Raw genomic sequence first — 15898 nt, forward strand, 5'->3', positions numbered from 1 at the left:
ATTCCTCCCATCATTATTATCTTTGCTAAAAAAGAGGAATAATATACCATTTCGAGACATTCTTAAAGTTTTTGTATTATTTGTAATGTTTCTTTAATAAATGAAGAGAAGATCGAATCAGGATAGCTATCTATTGTTTGAACGGCTTCTTTTGCCTCTTTTAAGGCAGATTTTTTATCTTGAAGTTCTATATAGCAAAGGGCACGATAAGATCCAGCTGTTAATAACCACGATTGATCAAGTGGATGACTCATATAATCTGGTATGGTAGCGTGTTTTAATGCTTCCAAAGCTTCCTTATAACGTTTTAAACCATACAAAGATTTTCCTTTTTCAAGATAATACAGTCCGTCGTCTTGGAAAATTGGATCATTTTTTAGTTTTTCTCGAAATTGTTCTAGATGTTCTAATGCGATTGTATATTCATTCGTAACAGTGTTGTAGTAATAAGCTTTTAATATATCTATATTTGCAGCGGATAAAGTATCTTCTGTAAAAATGGCAAATTGCTCCGATTTTTTTATGTAATATAAATATTGTTCTTTATCAGTTGTGATGATTTTTTGATAAGATAAAATGCGATAAAATTCATCTGTTTTATAATACACTTGATGTTTTTTTGAAAATGCAAGTGCATCTAAAATGACTTTTTCACATTTTTCATAACTGCCATATGCGAGTAAAATAATTGCTTCTTTTAAATATAATTGTATATGTGTAATAAGATCCATTTCTAAATTCTTCGTTTTATATTCGTCGCGAATTGTGGCGATCATCTGTAAACATTCTTTATATTTTTTCTGCTTGAAGAGCATATAGTAAAACAGTAGTTTCGTTTCAGTACTTTCGCGATACAAAGTATATTTTTCAAATATAGAAACAGCGGTTTCAACGTAATATTCAATATTATAATCGTTCATAACAGCTGCTGCTGTTATGAACTGTTTATATAAACGAGCTGTATTTAAAGTAGAAGGTAGCTCTTTTTGAACGATAGGTAGTAAAGTTTCATATACTTCATCGCATTTATTCTTTATGAGTCGCTCCATTTTTTGAATGAGTTCTACAATTTTTCCTTCATCTTCTTCTAATAAAAAACTCGTTTCACATTCAAGTTTTTCTGCAATATATTGTAATGTTTTCATGGAAGGTGTAGCTTTTCCATTTTCAATTTGACTAAGCATACTTTTTGTCAGTTCCGAACCTGCTAGTGCTGTTTGCGTAAGTTTTTTTTCTTTTCGTAATGCTTTAATTTTTTCTCCGAGAGTTGCCATATTGTAGCTCCTTTATAATTAAAAAGTTAAATACAATTAAACTTTTTGTTGTAATAATTGGAAAGTTGATTATATAATAAGTTTAACACAATTTAACTTTTAAAGGGAGAGTGTCAGAATGGAAGATATAAGTATAGATCAAAATGATTCAAGAATGAAGATTGCAACGAGAAATATCATTTTAATGATGATTGGAAAAATGACGTCTTTATTAGGCGCAGGTATTTATACGTTCGCAATGGGGTTATATGTATTAAAGACTACTGGTTCAGGGATGGGGTTTGCAACTACGCTCGTTTGCGGATCACTTCCAAGGATGATCTGTGGTCCGATTGCGGGTGCTGTAGCTGACCGTGTGAATCGAAAATGGCTTGTCATTGGTACTGATTTATTAAGTAGTTTAACGATGCTTATTATGTTTATTCTTGTTACTATATTTGGACCATCACTTCTTTTTATTTATATTTCAGCAGCATTATTATCAATTTGTGCAAGTTTTTATTCTGTTGCATTAACTTCGTCTATTCCTAATTTAGTAGATGAGGGGCGTATTCAAAAAGCGAGTGCTTTAAATCAAACGGCAGCTTCTTTATCAAATATTTTAGGACCAATTATTGGTGGAGTAATATTTGGTTTCTTTTCAATTCAGTCGTTCTTTTTGTTAAATAGTATTACGTTCTTTTTAGCGGTTATTTTGCAATTATTTATTGTATTTGATTTATATAAAAAAGAAGTGGCTGAGAGTAAAGAGCATTTCTTGACGAGTATAAAAGAAGGTTTTTCATATGTAAAACGACAACATGAAATATATGGTTTAATGAAAATAGCATTGTGGGTAAACTTTTTTGCTTGTGGGCTAACCGTTGCACTGCCATACATTATCATACGTACATTGCATTTATCTTCAAAGCAACTCGGAACTGTAGAGGGAATGTTAGCAGTCGGAATGCTAATGGGTGCGATTACTTTATCAGTGCGTAAAGAAGTGAATAATCCGTTTCGTTCTATTTATACTGGACTGTTTTTGTTTGCAGGTTTAAGTTTATGTACAGTATTCCCGTTGTTAGTTACCATTCCAAAAGTAGCAAGTTTTATTTACTATATTGCTTTCATGATGTTAACTGGTATAGCAATTATGGTTGTCAATATTCCGATGCAAGTACATATGCAAAAGACGACAGATCCGAGCTACTTAGGGCGCGTATTTGGCCTACTTGAAACAATTGCGACTGCAATCGCACCGCTCGGTATGATTGTATATGGATTATTGTTAGACATGTTGCCAACTAGCATTGTTATGATGACAATAGGCGGAGGTTTATTGTTAGTTGTATTAGTTGGAGTAAGGCAACATATGGCGAAAAAACAAGTGGATGTGTCGGCTTAAAAACAAGAAAATAATAAAAATGACCAAATTAGTATTTTAGTTTTTGAAACTCTTTTTCATGTATGTTACAGTATAGTGAGCAGGCAAAGAAAAGGAGACAACAGCATGAAAAAATTAAGTTTTGTTATGCTTTTTCTATTAGTCGTAATGGCTGGATGTAGCAATTATGACACATATATTGAAACAGGTATGCAATCATTGAAAGATGAAAAATATAGTGATGCAACAATGTGGTTTGAAAAAGCAGAAAAAGAGAAATCAGGAAATGAAGCGAAATCATATAAAGAAATGGCCGAGAAAATGGATCACGGAGCTACAGCATTAAAAGACGGTAAGTATTTAGAAGCGAAAGACATTGCAAATGAAGTGTTACAAATGAAAAAAGACGATGCACTTGAAACAGCTGTAACATCAAATGCCGAGAATATGCTTCAAAAAGCAAAAGATGTAGAAAAGAAAGTAAATGAAAGAGTAGCAAAGCGGAGAAAAGTAGAAGAAGAAGGAATTGATAAACTCATTAAAGCTGTCGATAGTATAGATGATGTGAAAGAAAAAGAGAAAAAAGTTTCAGAAGCATTAGATAAGGCTGAAGAGGCACAAGCAAAAATTGAAGCGAAGAAAAATAAATAGAGTTATAGCTTAAAAGACTGTCGTGTAAAGCGACAGTCTTTTAATTTTTTGTTGCATAAGAAGTGATGTTATGTAGTAAAAAAGAAATAATTTTAGAATTCCACCTGTCCTCATGATGAATCGTATAAATGTTACGTTGAAATTCAAATTCAGGGATGGGTATGTAGCGTAGTTCATTTCGTTGTACTTCTTGTTCAATAGCAAGTTTAGAAATAAAGGCAACCCCATTACCGTATTTTAAAATTTGTTTCATCGTTTCTAATGAATCTAATTCAATTTCTGATTGGAATGTAATGTTATGAGCTAACATCCATTTTGTAAGTAAATCTCTCGTTGTAGATGGATTACGATGTAGTAATATGCGTTCCTTTTCGATATCTTGTAATGATACATTTTCTTTTTTTGAAAAATGATGTTCTTTGGAGAAAGCAAGAACAAGTGTATCAGGCATTACATTCGTCTGTTTTAAAAGTGATTCATCAAACGGTGCTGCTGAAATTACACCGAGATCAATTTCATGATTTTGTAGCATCGTTCGAATTTCAGGAGCTGTTTTTACCATGAGTGTTATTTTTATATTTGGAAATTCACATTGAAATTGATGAACAATTTTTGGTAAAAGATAAGTCGCTGGTACATAACTAGCTCCAATTGTTATAGCTCCTTTATGAAAATCTTTAAACTCTTGCGTGACCCGTCTAGCCTCTTTCATAAGTGCATCTATTTTACAAGCATAATGATGCAATGCTTCACCAGCCTCTGTTAAGAAATACCTTCCCGAACGTAATTCGAATAAAGATACACCGAGTTCCTCTTCTAAGCTTTTTATATGGAATGTAATAGTAGGTTGTTTAACACCTAGTTTTTCTGCAACGATCGTAAGCTTTTTGTATTTCTTAATAAGCACTACAATTTCTAATTTTAAGAGATTCATTATGAATTGCCGCCTTTTTTATTTTAACTATAGAAAAAATCTATAGAAATAAATAGTTTGTTAGAAGTTTTTTAATTTAATCTTTACAGTACATTAACATTCAGTATAAATCTTCCATATAGAATGAAAGCAGGTTAAGAGTGAGGGGAGAGAGGTGAAACGATGGACATTCAAATTAGTGGATTAGAAAAGAATTTTGGAAAAACGCAGGCGTTAAAGCCATTACAAATTGTGATGAAACAAGGTGAATTCACCACACTTTTAGGGCCTTCGGGATGTGGGAAAACGACTTTACTTAGAATGATAGCAGGACTTGAAGAACCAGATAAAGGTGAAATATATTTTGGAGATACGTGCATGTATTCTTCTTCTAAAAAAATAAAAACATCTCCTCATGAACGTAATATAGGTATGGTATTTCAAGATTTTGCTTTATGGCCACACATGACTGTATTTGAAAATGTTGCATTTGGTTTAAGAGCTACAAAGCAAACGAATCAATTACGGGAAAAAGTAGAAGAGGCAATAAAGCGAGTTCGCTTGCAAGGAATGGAGAAACGTTATCCGCATGAACTTTCTGGCGGACAGCAGCAACGTGTCGCATTTGCGAGAGCGATTGTAACGAAGCCACATTTCATTTTGTTTGATGAACCGCTCAGTGCACTCGATGCCATTTTGCGAGAAGAAATGCGGTTAGAGCTTATGGATATCGTTCATTCCATTGGTTTAACGGCATTGTATGTAACCCACGATCAAACAGAAGCGATGTCAATGTCAGACCAAATTATTGTCATGAAACAAGGAGAAGTATTACAAAAAGGAACACCAGAAGATATTTATGTGAAGCCATCTCATGAATTTGTTGCAAAATTTGTTGGTAAGGCAAATTGGCTTGTAGAGGGTAAACAAATGGTTCGTCCAGAGCATGTGAGCTGGACAAAAAATGAAGTGTGTGAAATGTATACAGGTGAAATCCAGCACGTTACATATGTAGGAGAGCGTTATGAAGTGAAAGTAAATATGGGGACACTCGGAATATGGACAGCTTATCACAATAGTAAGCTAAGCATCGGAAAGCCAGTATCGTTATATGTACCGAAAAAATGTATTCACCATATAGGGGGAGAATCGTATGAAGAAATTCAGTTCGCTTAAGTCGTTATTTGTATGTACTTTATTATTTTCTGCCGTAGTAACAGGGTGTAGTTCAAAGACAGGTAATGCAGATGCAAAAAGTAAAACTACGAATGAAAAGAAGATTGTTGTATATAGTGCAGGACCAAAAGGATTAGCAGAAAAAATTCAAAAGGACTTTGAAAAGAAAACGGGTATAAAAGTGGAAATGTTTCAAGGAACAACAGGTAAAATTTTAGCGCGAATGGAAGCCGAAAAGAAAAATCCAGTCGTTGACGTAGTCGTACTTGCATCTTTACCAGCGATGGAAGGATTAAAAAAAGATGGACAAACGTTAGCTTATAAAGAAGCGAAACAAGCTGATAAGCTTCGTTCTGAATGGTCGGATGATAAAGGACATTATTTTGGATATAGTGCTTCAGCGTTAGGAATTGTGTATAACACAAAAAATGTGAAGACAGCGCCTGAAGATTGGAGCGATATAACAAAAGGAGAATGGAAAGGGAAAGTGAATCTTCCAGATCCAGCACTTTCAGGTTCAGCTTTAGACTTTGTGACAGGATATGTGAAAAAGAATGGAAAAGATGGATGGAATTTATTTGAACAGCTTAAGAAAAATGAAGTTACAGTAGCAGGGGCAAACCAAGAAGCGTTAGATCCAGTTGTAACAGGAGCAAAAGATATGGTCATTGCGGGTGTTGATTATATGACGTACAGTGCAAAAGCAAAGGGTGAACCAGTTGATATTGTTTATCCAAAAAGCGGAACAGTTATTAGTCCACGTGCAGCAGGTATTATGAAGGATAGTAAAAATGTAAAAGGTGCAAAAGAGTTTATTGATTATTTATTATCAGATGATGTACAAAAACAAATTTCTAAAGCGTATTTATTACCCGGTAGAACAGATATAAAAGCGGAAAATAGACCGAATGTGGAAGAGATTCCAGTATTACATATTGATTGGAAAACAGTTGAGAAAGAACAAGATGAAATAGGAAAACAATTTAAGAAAGTATTTCAATAAGATGGTGATTACATGGTAAATCGATTTGGATCAGTAAGGCAAGTTGGGATGACGGTAGCGTTGTTACTTGTGGCGATGTTAATCGTCATTCCGCTTTTTCTCATTTTACTTTCTAGTGTATATGAAAATAGTAGTTGGAATTTTTTAAAGCCGTTTGAAGTGATGCAGAGTGGTGGATTAGCTGGGATTTTTCTGAATTCGATGCTTCTAGGTGTACTCGTAGTAATAGGGGCAACTATCTTTGCATTTCCACTAGCTTTCATTATGAGCAAAACAGATGTTGGAAAGCATAGCAAGTTAGATATTGTTTTTATGATTCCATTTATGACACCGCCGTATATTGGATCGATGGGCTGGATTTTGTTCATGCAACCGAACGGATATTTTGAACAGTTTTTTCCGATGCTAAAGACGGTTTCATCTTCGTTCTTTAGCTTAGGAGGTATGGTTTTAATTATGAGTCTGCATTTATTCCCATTTCTTTACTTCATGTTGAAGAATACATTACTTCAAATTGGGAGTAGTAAAGAAGAAGCGGCAGCAGTTCATGGTGGAAGCTTTTTCTATTGTTTAAGAAAAATAATATTACCGTTATTAGTATCAAGTTATGTAATGGGTGCTTTACTCATTTTCGTAAAGACGATTGCTGAATTTGGAACACCGGCTACATTTGGACGAAGAATCGGATTTCATTTGTTAACATCAGAGATTCATAAATTTATTTCGAGTTGGCCAATTGATTTTAGTAGTGCAACAGCATTATCTTCTTTATTACTTAGTGCATGTATGCTCATTTGGTATATGCAAAACGTATTAAATCGAAAGTATTCATATGCAATGGTTAGTGGAAAAGGTGTGAAATCTAAAAGGTACACTTTGTCTATATATGTGCGCGTTGTAGCATGGGTTTATGTAATTGGTTTATTAATCGTATCAATTGGAATCCCGTATTTTTCTATACTGATTGCTTCTTTGTCAAAATTAAGAGGCGGAGGCTTACAGTTACATAACTTTACAACGAGTCATTATGAAGCATTATTTACAATCGGATCTCCAGGATTAGAAGCTCTATGGAACAGTTTTCTTTTTTCACTTATAACAGCGATTATTGCTGTTATGATTGGCGTCTTTTTAGCACTTATGATTCGAAAGGGGAAAAAGTCCTCTGAAAAATGGCTGGATATGTGCGGTATGTTACCGAACATGGTACCAGGAATCGTAATGGTTGTAGGGCTTATTTTATTTTGGAATTCCCCCTATATGCCCCTGTCCATTTACAATACACCAGTCATGGTAATCGTAACGTACGTTGTTCTTTTTTTACCTTATACAGTGCAGTATGTAAAAGCATCGCTCGGGCAAATTGATGATTCTCTCGTGCAGGCAGGAAGTATTTTTTCTGGGAATTATATGTATATTTTTAGAAAAATAATATTCCCTCTTATCATCCCGGGTATTCTTGCCGGATGGGCGATGACATTTACAATCTCGATAAGGGAGTTAGTAGCATCGCTTCTCGTACTACCTCCATCGGTAGAAACGTCAGCAACATTTATTTTTGCTCAATTTGAACAAGGAGAAGTATCTATTGGAATGGCGATGGCTGTCGTTTCAGTTGGACTTACAACACTATGTTTATTACTTCTGCAGCATATGGAGCACAAACGAAAAGGGGTAGCATGATGAGGGTAGAAGTGTGGGGAGGAGCGGGAGAATACGGTCGCTCCTGCTACTTCGTAAAAAATAAAGAGACAAAAATATTATTTGATTGTGGTATTAATCGGTCATATGAGGATAGTTATCCAAAAATAGAACGAGAAGTTGTACCGTTTTTAGATGCAGTATTTTTGTCACATATTCATGAAGATCATACGATGGGCTTACCTTTATTAGCGAAGTATGGATATAAGAAAAAAATATGGACAACTCGTTATACGAAGGAGCAACTCCCAGCTTACTATGAAAAATGGAGAAACTACAATTTGGCGCAAGGATGGCATGTACCTTATACCGACCAAAATGTAAAAGATTTAAATTATGTATATATTGATGAGATTAGCAATCCGAATGAATGGGTACAGATTACTCCTACATTGCGTTTTCAATGGGGGTATAGTGGGCATGTATTAGGAGCTGTTTGGTTTTTAGTGGATATGAGTCATACATATGTATTCTATTCTGGCGATTACTCAGCAGAGTCTAACATATTGCGAGCTAATTTACCTGAGAAGTTGCACGGCGATATAAAAGTCGCAATTGTTGATGCCGCTTATCATACTGATGATGTTTCGCAACATGAACGAATAAACGAACTATGTACAGAAATTGAACGCGCCGCCGGGAATAAAGGGATAACATTACTACCATTGCCCCCCCTTGGTAGGGCGCAAGATATCGTATTGTATTTATATAAAAAATATAAAGAACTCCCTATTATAGTAGATCAAGAAATTTTGGATGGATTTCAACAGATGTTCGCATATAAAGATTGGATCAAAAATAATGAAGAACTTGAAGAGCTAATGGAGAGTTTAAAAAGAAACATAATAGTTATGGATGATGACAGCGGTACGCAACATAGTTATGGAATAGTTGTAATGAGTGATGCGAATATGCAAACGAAGCGAGCACAGTTATATTATGAACAACTTCGGCATGAAAAGCGAAATTCTATTATCTTTACTGGACATATTGCGAAAGGGAGTTTTGCAGAAAAAGTTTTGAAGGAACGTGTAGGTAAAGAATGTAGGGTGAAGCGAGTTCCATATAAAGTTCACCAAAGTATAAGAGATGTGAAAGAGATGTTAAATACATTATCACCAGAACATACGGTGTTAGTACACGCTTTGAAAGAGGATACGGATCGATTACAGAAAAAGCTTAGCACCGCAGGGTATGAAAATGTATATTCACTTACTATGGAACGAATAGAAGTCATTTGAAATGTAAAGGGGATAGGTATATGAAAAGCGTATTTGTATTCGTAAGTATTTTCTTTTGTTGTTTCCTTTATAACGTTAAGGAAGGATTTGCCGCTAGTCCAATGACACCTAGTTTTGAAGTGAAGTTATTATTAAAGCCAGAACAAGTACTAGGTCCTAACAAAGAGATGAAGCAAGATGTACTAGAGCATTTCCAGGCTGGTACAAATTATGAAAGAATACAAGTACAGTTTTTAGATACTGCAAATAAAAATTTAAGTAATGAAGGCTGGTTTGCCAGAATACGAAAGAAAGAATTTAGTAAAGATTTTGAGCTAACATATAAAAAAAGATATCCTATTCCAAATGGTGTAATTCAAGATGCACTAGAAGTAGCTAAAAAAGAAGGATTCGATAGTAATACGGATAGTTATGAGGCGGAAATAGACTGGGGATTTGAAAAGAAAACGTTAAGTATTTCAAATAAGAAAAGTTACAGTGCGAAAGGATATGGAGTACTTGATTTACCAAACGAAAAAGCTGCTCAAAACATGTTAGTAGAAAAGTTACCGGGGAAAATGAACAAATGGTTGTATACGAATTGGGGAGAAGAGATGTTAAGGGATTCCCGTATTTACGGTCCTGTATTAATGAAAAGGTATACAGGGGAGTTTGAAAATAGTAAAACGAATATTGAAGTTTGGCCACTTAGTAATACAGGGAAAATAGAAGATGATTTCGTAATAGAAGTGTCGTTTAAAACAAAAGAGGCAAGTATTGCAAAAGAAAAAAGAGAATTATTAATGAAGAGTTTAGACCAAAAAGGATGGTTGTTACCGAAAGATAGTTTGAAAACAGAGCTTATTTTTCAGTGAATAGTAAAAAGGAATCCAGATGCCATGGATTCCTTTTTTTAATATATGAGTATTAAGCTAAATCAGCTGACACGAACATATCACTATTTTGAAGGTTTTTAGAGCGTAAACTATAAGCAACGACCTTCTTTTTATATTGCTTTACAACATCAACATGCTCTTCATGGCTATAAATATAAAATGTAAAATCTTTTTTGCCGCGTTTTGCATTAATAATTAGAGGCGTACCCTCATTATGTGGCGGTGCGTAATAGCGATCTAAAAATAAACCTTCGTTAAAATCATGAATAATTTTGGATTTTTGTTCGCCTTCTAAGTTATTTCCATTGATTGTAACAGTCGCATTCTCTTCTTCCAGTTGTGGATGTGTTTCGTACTTGCTAATAATGGATTCAATAACAGTGTTAGGAAGGCTCGAAACGATAATTTTAAATGCCCCAAATACAACTAACATAACAATAAACCAAGTCGTCATAGTATATCATCCCCTTTTTCCTATTAAATAATATAACTCATATGATAATAGTACATATGGTGAACTTTTGTATAATTTGTGAAAAATTTTCTTTTTTTGAACGTTTTTTAACAAATGGAGCTTTGTAAAGAATGAGAGGGAATATTTGGTATGATAAAAATGTAAAGACGTTATATATTTTATAAGGGGGTTATAAAATGGGGAAATTAGATGGTAAGGTCGCTTTTGTTACAGGAGCTGCGATGGGGAACGGAGCTGGAATTGCACATGTATTTGCAGAGCTAGGGGCGAAAGTATTACTTGTTGATATTTCAGAGACAGTTCATGAAACTGCCAAAAATATCGTAAGTAAAGGGTTAGATGCTGCGAGTTATGTAGTCGATGTAGCTGATATGAATGCTGTTAAAGAAGTAGTGAAAGATGCATATGAGAAGTACGGAAAGATTGATGTGTTAGTAAATAACGCTGGTGTTATTCGACTTGCAAATTTTTTAGATATGTCAGATGAAATGCGTGATTTTCAATTTCAAGTAAATATTAATGGGGTATGGAATTTTTCTAAAGCGGTATTGCCATATATGATTGAGAAAAGTTACGGAAAGATTGTGAATATGTCTTCTGTAACAGGAACATTGGTTGCTGATGAAGGTGAAACTGCATATGCAACGACGAAAGCAGCAATTTGGGGATTTACAAAAGCATTAGCACGAGAAGTTGCAAAACATCATATTACTGTAAACGCAATTTGTCCAGGTTACATTATGACACCAATGGCAGAGCAAATAGCAAATGAATCTGATCCAAATGAGCCGAGTAATGTAATCGATGGAATTGCTTCAGGTGTTCCTTTAGGACGTTTAGGGAAAATTGAAGAAGTAGGTCAGTTAGCAGGTTTTTTAGCATCCGATGAATCAAGCTACATAACAGGTACACACATTGTCATTGATGGTGGTAGCACATTGCCAGAAACAGTTTCAGTCGGTGTAAAGTAAAAGGACTATGAATGAGAGTTTTAGTTCTTTCAATTATAACGCTAGAAGGAATCAGAAAGAGATTTCTTCTAGTATTATAATGTTATGTACTATTATTAGAAAAATCAATTTTGTTACAAAAAGTTGAAATCGAAGTATTTTAAAAGAAAAAGGTTTATAATAAAAATATAACTAATAACCACATTACTAATTATAAGGAAGTGTAACTATGAGTACTGTAGCAATCGTATATGGTATTATTCTTTCCACAATTATTGTTTTGTTTTTTGTTGGGGTTTCACGTTATATTCATAAATGGAAAGAAGGCGTTGCGAAATTAAATCACATTGAAGAAGAACTTAGTGATTTAATGTTACATCATGGTAAGTAAAAAGTTTATTTTCAGCTAAATAATGTGAAAAATATCACAAAACATGCTCTCCTTATGAAGGCATGTTTTTTTGTTATGTGAATGATTAGGTACATTCATACATTTTTTCCATACGATACATTGTGAAGGTAGAAATGTATCGTATGGAAAAGAGGGATAAAATGAGTAGTTCAGGTGTTGTTCCAGATAATAAAAATTTAAAGAAAAGCTCAGGAACTCCAAACCTTTTCTTTGATTCGAGAAAAAATATCTTTTTTAAAAGGGATGAGAAAAACGTTGCATATGAAGTTACGTCAACGCAGTTACCAGCGATGATAGGTGGAGCATTTGTTGATTTATTTATGACAAAAGGACATATGCGAGAACCGCATTGGCATCCGAATGCGTGGGAATTAGATGTTGTTGTATCAGGAGAAGCAATTACATCCATTTTAAATCCCGAAACGAATCAATTGCAAAATTATCATGTAAAAGCGGGGCAAACTGTCTTTATTCCAATGGGATGGTGGCATTGGATCACAGCGGTAACAGAAGAAGTACAATTACATTTGTTCTTCAATAACGATCAGTTTGAAACAGCAGAAGGATCAGACATACTTAGATTAACACCGCCAGAAGTATTTCAAGCTGCATACGGTGTAAGTGCAGAAAAATTAGAGAAGGACCTTTCGCCAATTAAGGAGTCAGTTGTAATTGGTCCCCCTAACTTTAATCGAATAAAAGGTGTTAAAGAAAGTGGCGACTCAAATATAGTCGTTACGTTAAATGGGCAAATAACTTCATGTGAAATAGAATAACTCTTTCTTTTTAGGAAGAGTTATTCTATTTTGTATAATTTTGTAATTAGATTCGTTATAATTATAATATAGAAGGGAATATATGAGAGGGGGTATATTGTGAACATATTAAAAATTATAGGAATTGTTGCAGGAGTCATTATAGTAGCCGTTATAGCTTTCTTTTTTATTATGAAGTACTATTTGTCAAAAGAAGACCCTAATTACGTATTACAGTACATAAAAGAGCATAAAGGTGATAGAACATGTTCATTATTAATTAGGAAAAATGGGGAAGTAGTAACATCTATAAATGAAAATGTAAAATTACCATTAGCAAGTATGGCAAAAATCGTAATAGCAGTTGAATTTGCTAAGCAAGTATCAGAAGGGAAAATAAGTCGAGATGAACAAATTTCATTGTACGAGTTAGATAAATATTACGTTAAAGATACTGATGGTGGAGCGCATCCTGACTGGTTAGAAGATGCTAGAGAGAGAGAATTCGTGAAAAATGGACAGATTACTTTAGAAGAAGTAGCTAAAGGCATGATTCATTATAGTTCTAATGCAAATACAACATATTTGTTAGATAAGCTTGGAATAGAAAGAGTAAATGAAAGTATAAAAGAGTTAGAGCTTACCAGTCATGACAAGTTCTCTTCATATACTGCTTCATTATATATGAGAGGGTATGTAGAAAAAGAGCTTCATGAGCCAGAAAATCAATCGTTAGAAAAGATACGTAACATGTCACAGGATGAGTATAATCAACATATGTTACAAATACATGAATGGATGAAAGACGAAGAAGAATGGAAAAAGCGGGATATCCCATTAAAGGTAGATATGGAATTTCAGCGAATTTGGTCAGATCGATTAGTGGGTGCAAACGCTAAAGATTATATGAGTATAATGGAAAAGATAAATAGTAGAAAGTATTTTCCAAAATCAATGCAAGAAGAAATCGAGAACATTTTCAAAGGAACAGTTAAAAATAATAAGTTCGAATATGCTGGTCAAAAAGGTGGTTCTACCGCATTCGTATTGACAAAAAGCTTGTATACTACAGATAAGAAAGGGAATAAAGTAGAAGCTGTCATTATGTTTAACGGTATAGAAGATCAAATTGCATATCAAAAGTTGAGAAATAATGTAGACTATTTTATTCGAGATATTATAACAAGTGAGGAATTTAGAAATAAATTATAATAGAATAATTTTATTATGTAAACAAGATGCTATTAAAGGTAGGTGTTGAGATGAGGTTGAAGGAGTATATGCTTGAAACGTTTCCAAATTTAGAACTTAGACCACCTCTATTTTATAATGGGGATATTGGTATTCGCTTTAAATTAGGTGTGAACTATGATTGCACTAATATTTATGAAAACTGCCCATATTTAGAAGGCGTTTATAATAGAGCCATTACTTTATTTCAGTCTTTACATTCCAAAACAGATGATATGTATATTGTAGTGGATGTAGATGACTATGCAGACGGTGAAACTTTTAAACACAAATTGAATATCTTTTCTAAGTATGTAAAAGAGAAGTCTGATTTGTTTAAGTTACACAAAAATACAATCCCTTATGTTTTTCCAGAAGACGATGAAGACGGGGTATATAAAACATATAGATATACTTTGAAATGTAAAGTTTCAAACTTGAAATACATTCCTATGATAAAAGCAATTTGTAATCAAGATATGGGGATAAAACCACGTATTTTTCATAGGGTGTATTTCATAAATATTAACAAGAATACTATATTTCACATTTATGATGATAGAGGTTGTGATGTATTAGCTACCTCTCCTAATACAATTAGGAATATGTATCATACATATAATGATTGGATATTAGAATACGACAGAAATAAAATTGATAAAGTATTTAATTGAATGTAGTCTATTTTAAATGAGGGAAATACCATATGGGGTGTTTCCTTTTTATTAATATGAAAATCAACATTTAAATTTGGCGGCACTTATTGTAAAAGTAAAGGGATTTGATGATAATGTATTGAATTTGGGTAGAAACGGAAAAAGGAGATGAATAAATGACAACAATATATTTCGTTCGCCATGCCCATTCTACCTATACAAAAGAAGAACGGGAGCGACCTTTATCTGAAAAAGGGCACTTAGATGCAGAGAATGTAACACGCTTATTAAAAGATAAACATATTGATGTTGTGATTTCTAGCCCGTACAAAAGAGCAATTCAAACTGTACAAGGAATTGCGAATACATATGATGTATCGATACAAATAGAAGAAGATTTACGAGAAAGGTTATTAAGTTCAGAGCCGGTAGCAGATTTTAATGATGCTATCGAGAATGTGTGGGAAGATTGGAGTTTTGCATACGAAGGCGGAGAATCGAATGATGTAGCGCAAAGGCGTGCTGTAATATGTATTCAAAATATATTAAAAAAATATGAAGATAAGAATATTGTAATAGGAACTCATGGGAATATTATGGTATTACTCATGAACTATTTTGATTCAAAATATGATTTTCGATTTTGGAAAACAATTCGTATGCCCGATATATTTAAGTTGAATTTTCATAATGAGGATTTAGTTTCTGCCGAAAGGATAGAGAATACGGGTCATCAGATAAATAATTTGTAAAAGTTTATCAAAAAAAGAGGAAAGAGAGAAGTTATTGTAGAAGTATGACTTTGTAACATAAAAAATATGTTAAAGGAGGCTGTTTACATGTTTGAGAAAGAGAAAGAAGGGCTTATTGAAGTTCACAACGTATATGAAATTGTACCACCAGATGGAACAATTATTGGTATGGCAACGGAAGAAGAAATGGAAATTGCTGCTGAACTAGAGCTGCAGTACTATGCCCATTCTCGTTTGTTAGAAGCAAATATTCAGTTAGACGGCTCCTCCTACAAAGAGTTACTTCAGGAGTTCCAGGAGTACGAAAGAAAATCAATGAGCTTTTGGCGAGCAATACATAAGCGTTTAGCTGTGCCATGGGCATGGGTATTACGTATTGACGTTGCGAATGGTCCTATATATGTAAGTAATGGGAATGCGTATTACGAAGAAATCGATGATGAAGAAGATTATGAATAGATAAGTAAG

General features: G+C 33.8%; 17 protein-coding genes. 14 read left to right on the forward strand and 3 right to left on the reverse strand.

Features of this window, described 5'->3' with window-relative positions:
* Positions 1-62: 62 nt before the first annotated feature.
* Positions 63-1274 carry a helix-turn-helix domain-containing protein gene (locus tag BGI23_RS08580; RefSeq protein ID WP_070805684.1) on the reverse strand — a complete coding sequence of 404 codons (1212 nt, stop codon included), beginning with the start codon at positions 1272-1274 and terminating at the stop codon, positions 63-65.
* Between the two features lie 118 nt (positions 1275-1392).
* Here BGI23_RS08580 and BGI23_RS08585 point away from each other — a divergent pair, with 118 nt between their 5' ends.
* Together BGI23_RS08585 and BGI23_RS08590 are read left to right on the forward strand one after the other, a co-directional pair.
* On the forward strand, positions 1393-2661 hold the full coding sequence (locus BGI23_RS08585) for an MFS transporter (protein WP_070805685.1): 1269 nt from the start codon (positions 1393-1395) through the stop codon (positions 2659-2661).
* 105 nt (positions 2662-2766) lie between these two features.
* Positions 2767-3291: a COG3014 family protein gene (locus BGI23_RS08590; RefSeq protein WP_000736432.1), complete on the forward strand. Its 525-nt coding sequence runs from the start codon at positions 2767-2769 to the stop codon at positions 3289-3291.
* A 40-nt stretch (positions 3292-3331) separates the two neighbouring features.
* Here the strand turns inward: BGI23_RS08590 and BGI23_RS08595 are convergent, their stop codons facing one another.
* Positions 3332-4225, reverse strand: a complete 894-nt coding sequence (locus BGI23_RS08595) for a LysR family transcriptional regulator (RefSeq protein ID WP_070805686.1) — start codon at positions 4223-4225, stop codon at positions 3332-3334.
* Between the two features lie 162 nt (positions 4226-4387).
* On the opposite strand from BGI23_RS08595, the gene BGI23_RS08600 reads away from it, so the two are divergent.
* From BGI23_RS08600 to BGI23_RS08620, 5 genes are read left to right on the forward strand one after another with little or no spacing between them, the layout of a single operon-like run.
* The gene (locus BGI23_RS08600; protein ID WP_070805687.1) at positions 4388-5380 is read left to right on the forward strand and encodes an ABC transporter ATP-binding protein; all 993 of its coding nucleotides are present in this window, start codon (positions 4388-4390) and stop codon (positions 5378-5380) included.
* Entirely contained in the window at positions 5358-6383 is a 1026-nt protein-coding gene (locus BGI23_RS08605; RefSeq protein WP_000714696.1) for an ABC transporter substrate-binding protein, read from the forward strand. The genes BGI23_RS08600 and BGI23_RS08605 overlap by 23 nt, the downstream gene beginning before the upstream one ends.
* A gap of 12 nt (positions 6384-6395) precedes the next feature.
* Positions 6396-8066 (forward strand): ABC transporter permease, encoded by a 1671-nt coding sequence (locus BGI23_RS08610; protein WP_070805688.1) that lies wholly within the window; start codon positions 6396-6398, stop codon positions 8064-8066.
* Positions 8063-9325 (forward strand): MBL fold metallo-hydrolase, encoded by a 1263-nt coding sequence (locus tag BGI23_RS08615; protein ID WP_041184097.1) that lies wholly within the window; start codon positions 8063-8065, stop codon positions 9323-9325. Before BGI23_RS08610 ends, BGI23_RS08615 begins: the two co-directional genes overlap by 4 nt.
* Positions 9326-9345: 20 nt before the next feature.
* Complete coding sequence (locus tag BGI23_RS08620) at positions 9346-10179, forward strand: hypothetical protein (protein ID WP_070805689.1); 834 nt, start codon at positions 9346-9348, stop codon at positions 10177-10179.
* 52 nt (positions 10180-10231) lie between these two features.
* Here the strand turns inward: BGI23_RS08620 and BGI23_RS08625 are convergent, their stop codons facing one another.
* Positions 10232-10654, reverse strand: a complete 423-nt coding sequence (locus BGI23_RS08625) for a YfmQ family protein (protein WP_000214597.1) — start codon at positions 10652-10654, stop codon at positions 10232-10234.
* A gap of 197 nt (positions 10655-10851) precedes the next feature.
* Between BGI23_RS08625 and ucpA the strand changes: the two genes are divergently transcribed.
* The 7 genes from ucpA to BGI23_RS08660 all read left to right on the forward strand — a co-directional run bounded on the left by ucpA (position 10852) and on the right by BGI23_RS08660 (position 15889).
* Positions 10852-11646, forward strand: coding sequence for an SDR family oxidoreductase UcpA (gene ucpA / locus BGI23_RS08630; RefSeq protein ID WP_042512953.1), 795 nt, complete (start codon positions 10852-10854; stop codon positions 11644-11646).
* A gap of 208 nt (positions 11647-11854) precedes the next feature.
* Positions 11855-12016, forward strand: coding sequence for a hypothetical protein (locus BGI23_RS08635; protein ID WP_000108701.1), 162 nt, complete (start codon positions 11855-11857; stop codon positions 12014-12016).
* A 161-nt stretch (positions 12017-12177) separates the two neighbouring features.
* On the forward strand, positions 12178-12813 hold the full coding sequence (locus tag BGI23_RS08640; RefSeq protein ID WP_070805690.1) for a cupin domain-containing protein: 636 nt from the start codon (positions 12178-12180) through the stop codon (positions 12811-12813).
* A gap of 99 nt (positions 12814-12912) precedes the next feature.
* Positions 12913-14004 carry a serine hydrolase gene (locus tag BGI23_RS08645; RefSeq protein ID WP_070805691.1) on the forward strand — a complete coding sequence of 364 codons (1092 nt, stop codon included), beginning with the start codon at positions 12913-12915 and terminating at the stop codon, positions 14002-14004.
* 50 nt (positions 14005-14054) lie between these two features.
* Positions 14055-14696, forward strand: a complete 642-nt coding sequence (locus BGI23_RS08650) for a DUF3885 domain-containing protein (RefSeq protein ID WP_070805692.1) — start codon at positions 14055-14057, stop codon at positions 14694-14696.
* A gap of 158 nt (positions 14697-14854) precedes the next feature.
* Positions 14855-15430 carry a histidine phosphatase family protein gene (locus BGI23_RS08655; RefSeq protein ID WP_070805693.1) on the forward strand — a complete coding sequence of 192 codons (576 nt, stop codon included), beginning with the start codon at positions 14855-14857 and terminating at the stop codon, positions 15428-15430.
* Positions 15431-15517: 87 nt separating this feature from the next.
* Positions 15518-15889 carry a hypothetical protein gene (locus BGI23_RS08660; RefSeq protein WP_000461775.1) on the forward strand — a complete coding sequence of 124 codons (372 nt, stop codon included), beginning with the start codon at positions 15518-15520 and terminating at the stop codon, positions 15887-15889.
* Positions 15890-15898: the final 9 nt, after the last annotated feature.

The sequence above is a fragment of the Bacillus sp. ABP14 genome, from assembly GCF_001831375.1.
In the GTDB taxonomy this organism is placed as follows: Bacteria; Bacillota; Bacilli; order Bacillales; family Bacillaceae_G; genus Bacillus_A; species Bacillus_A paranthracis.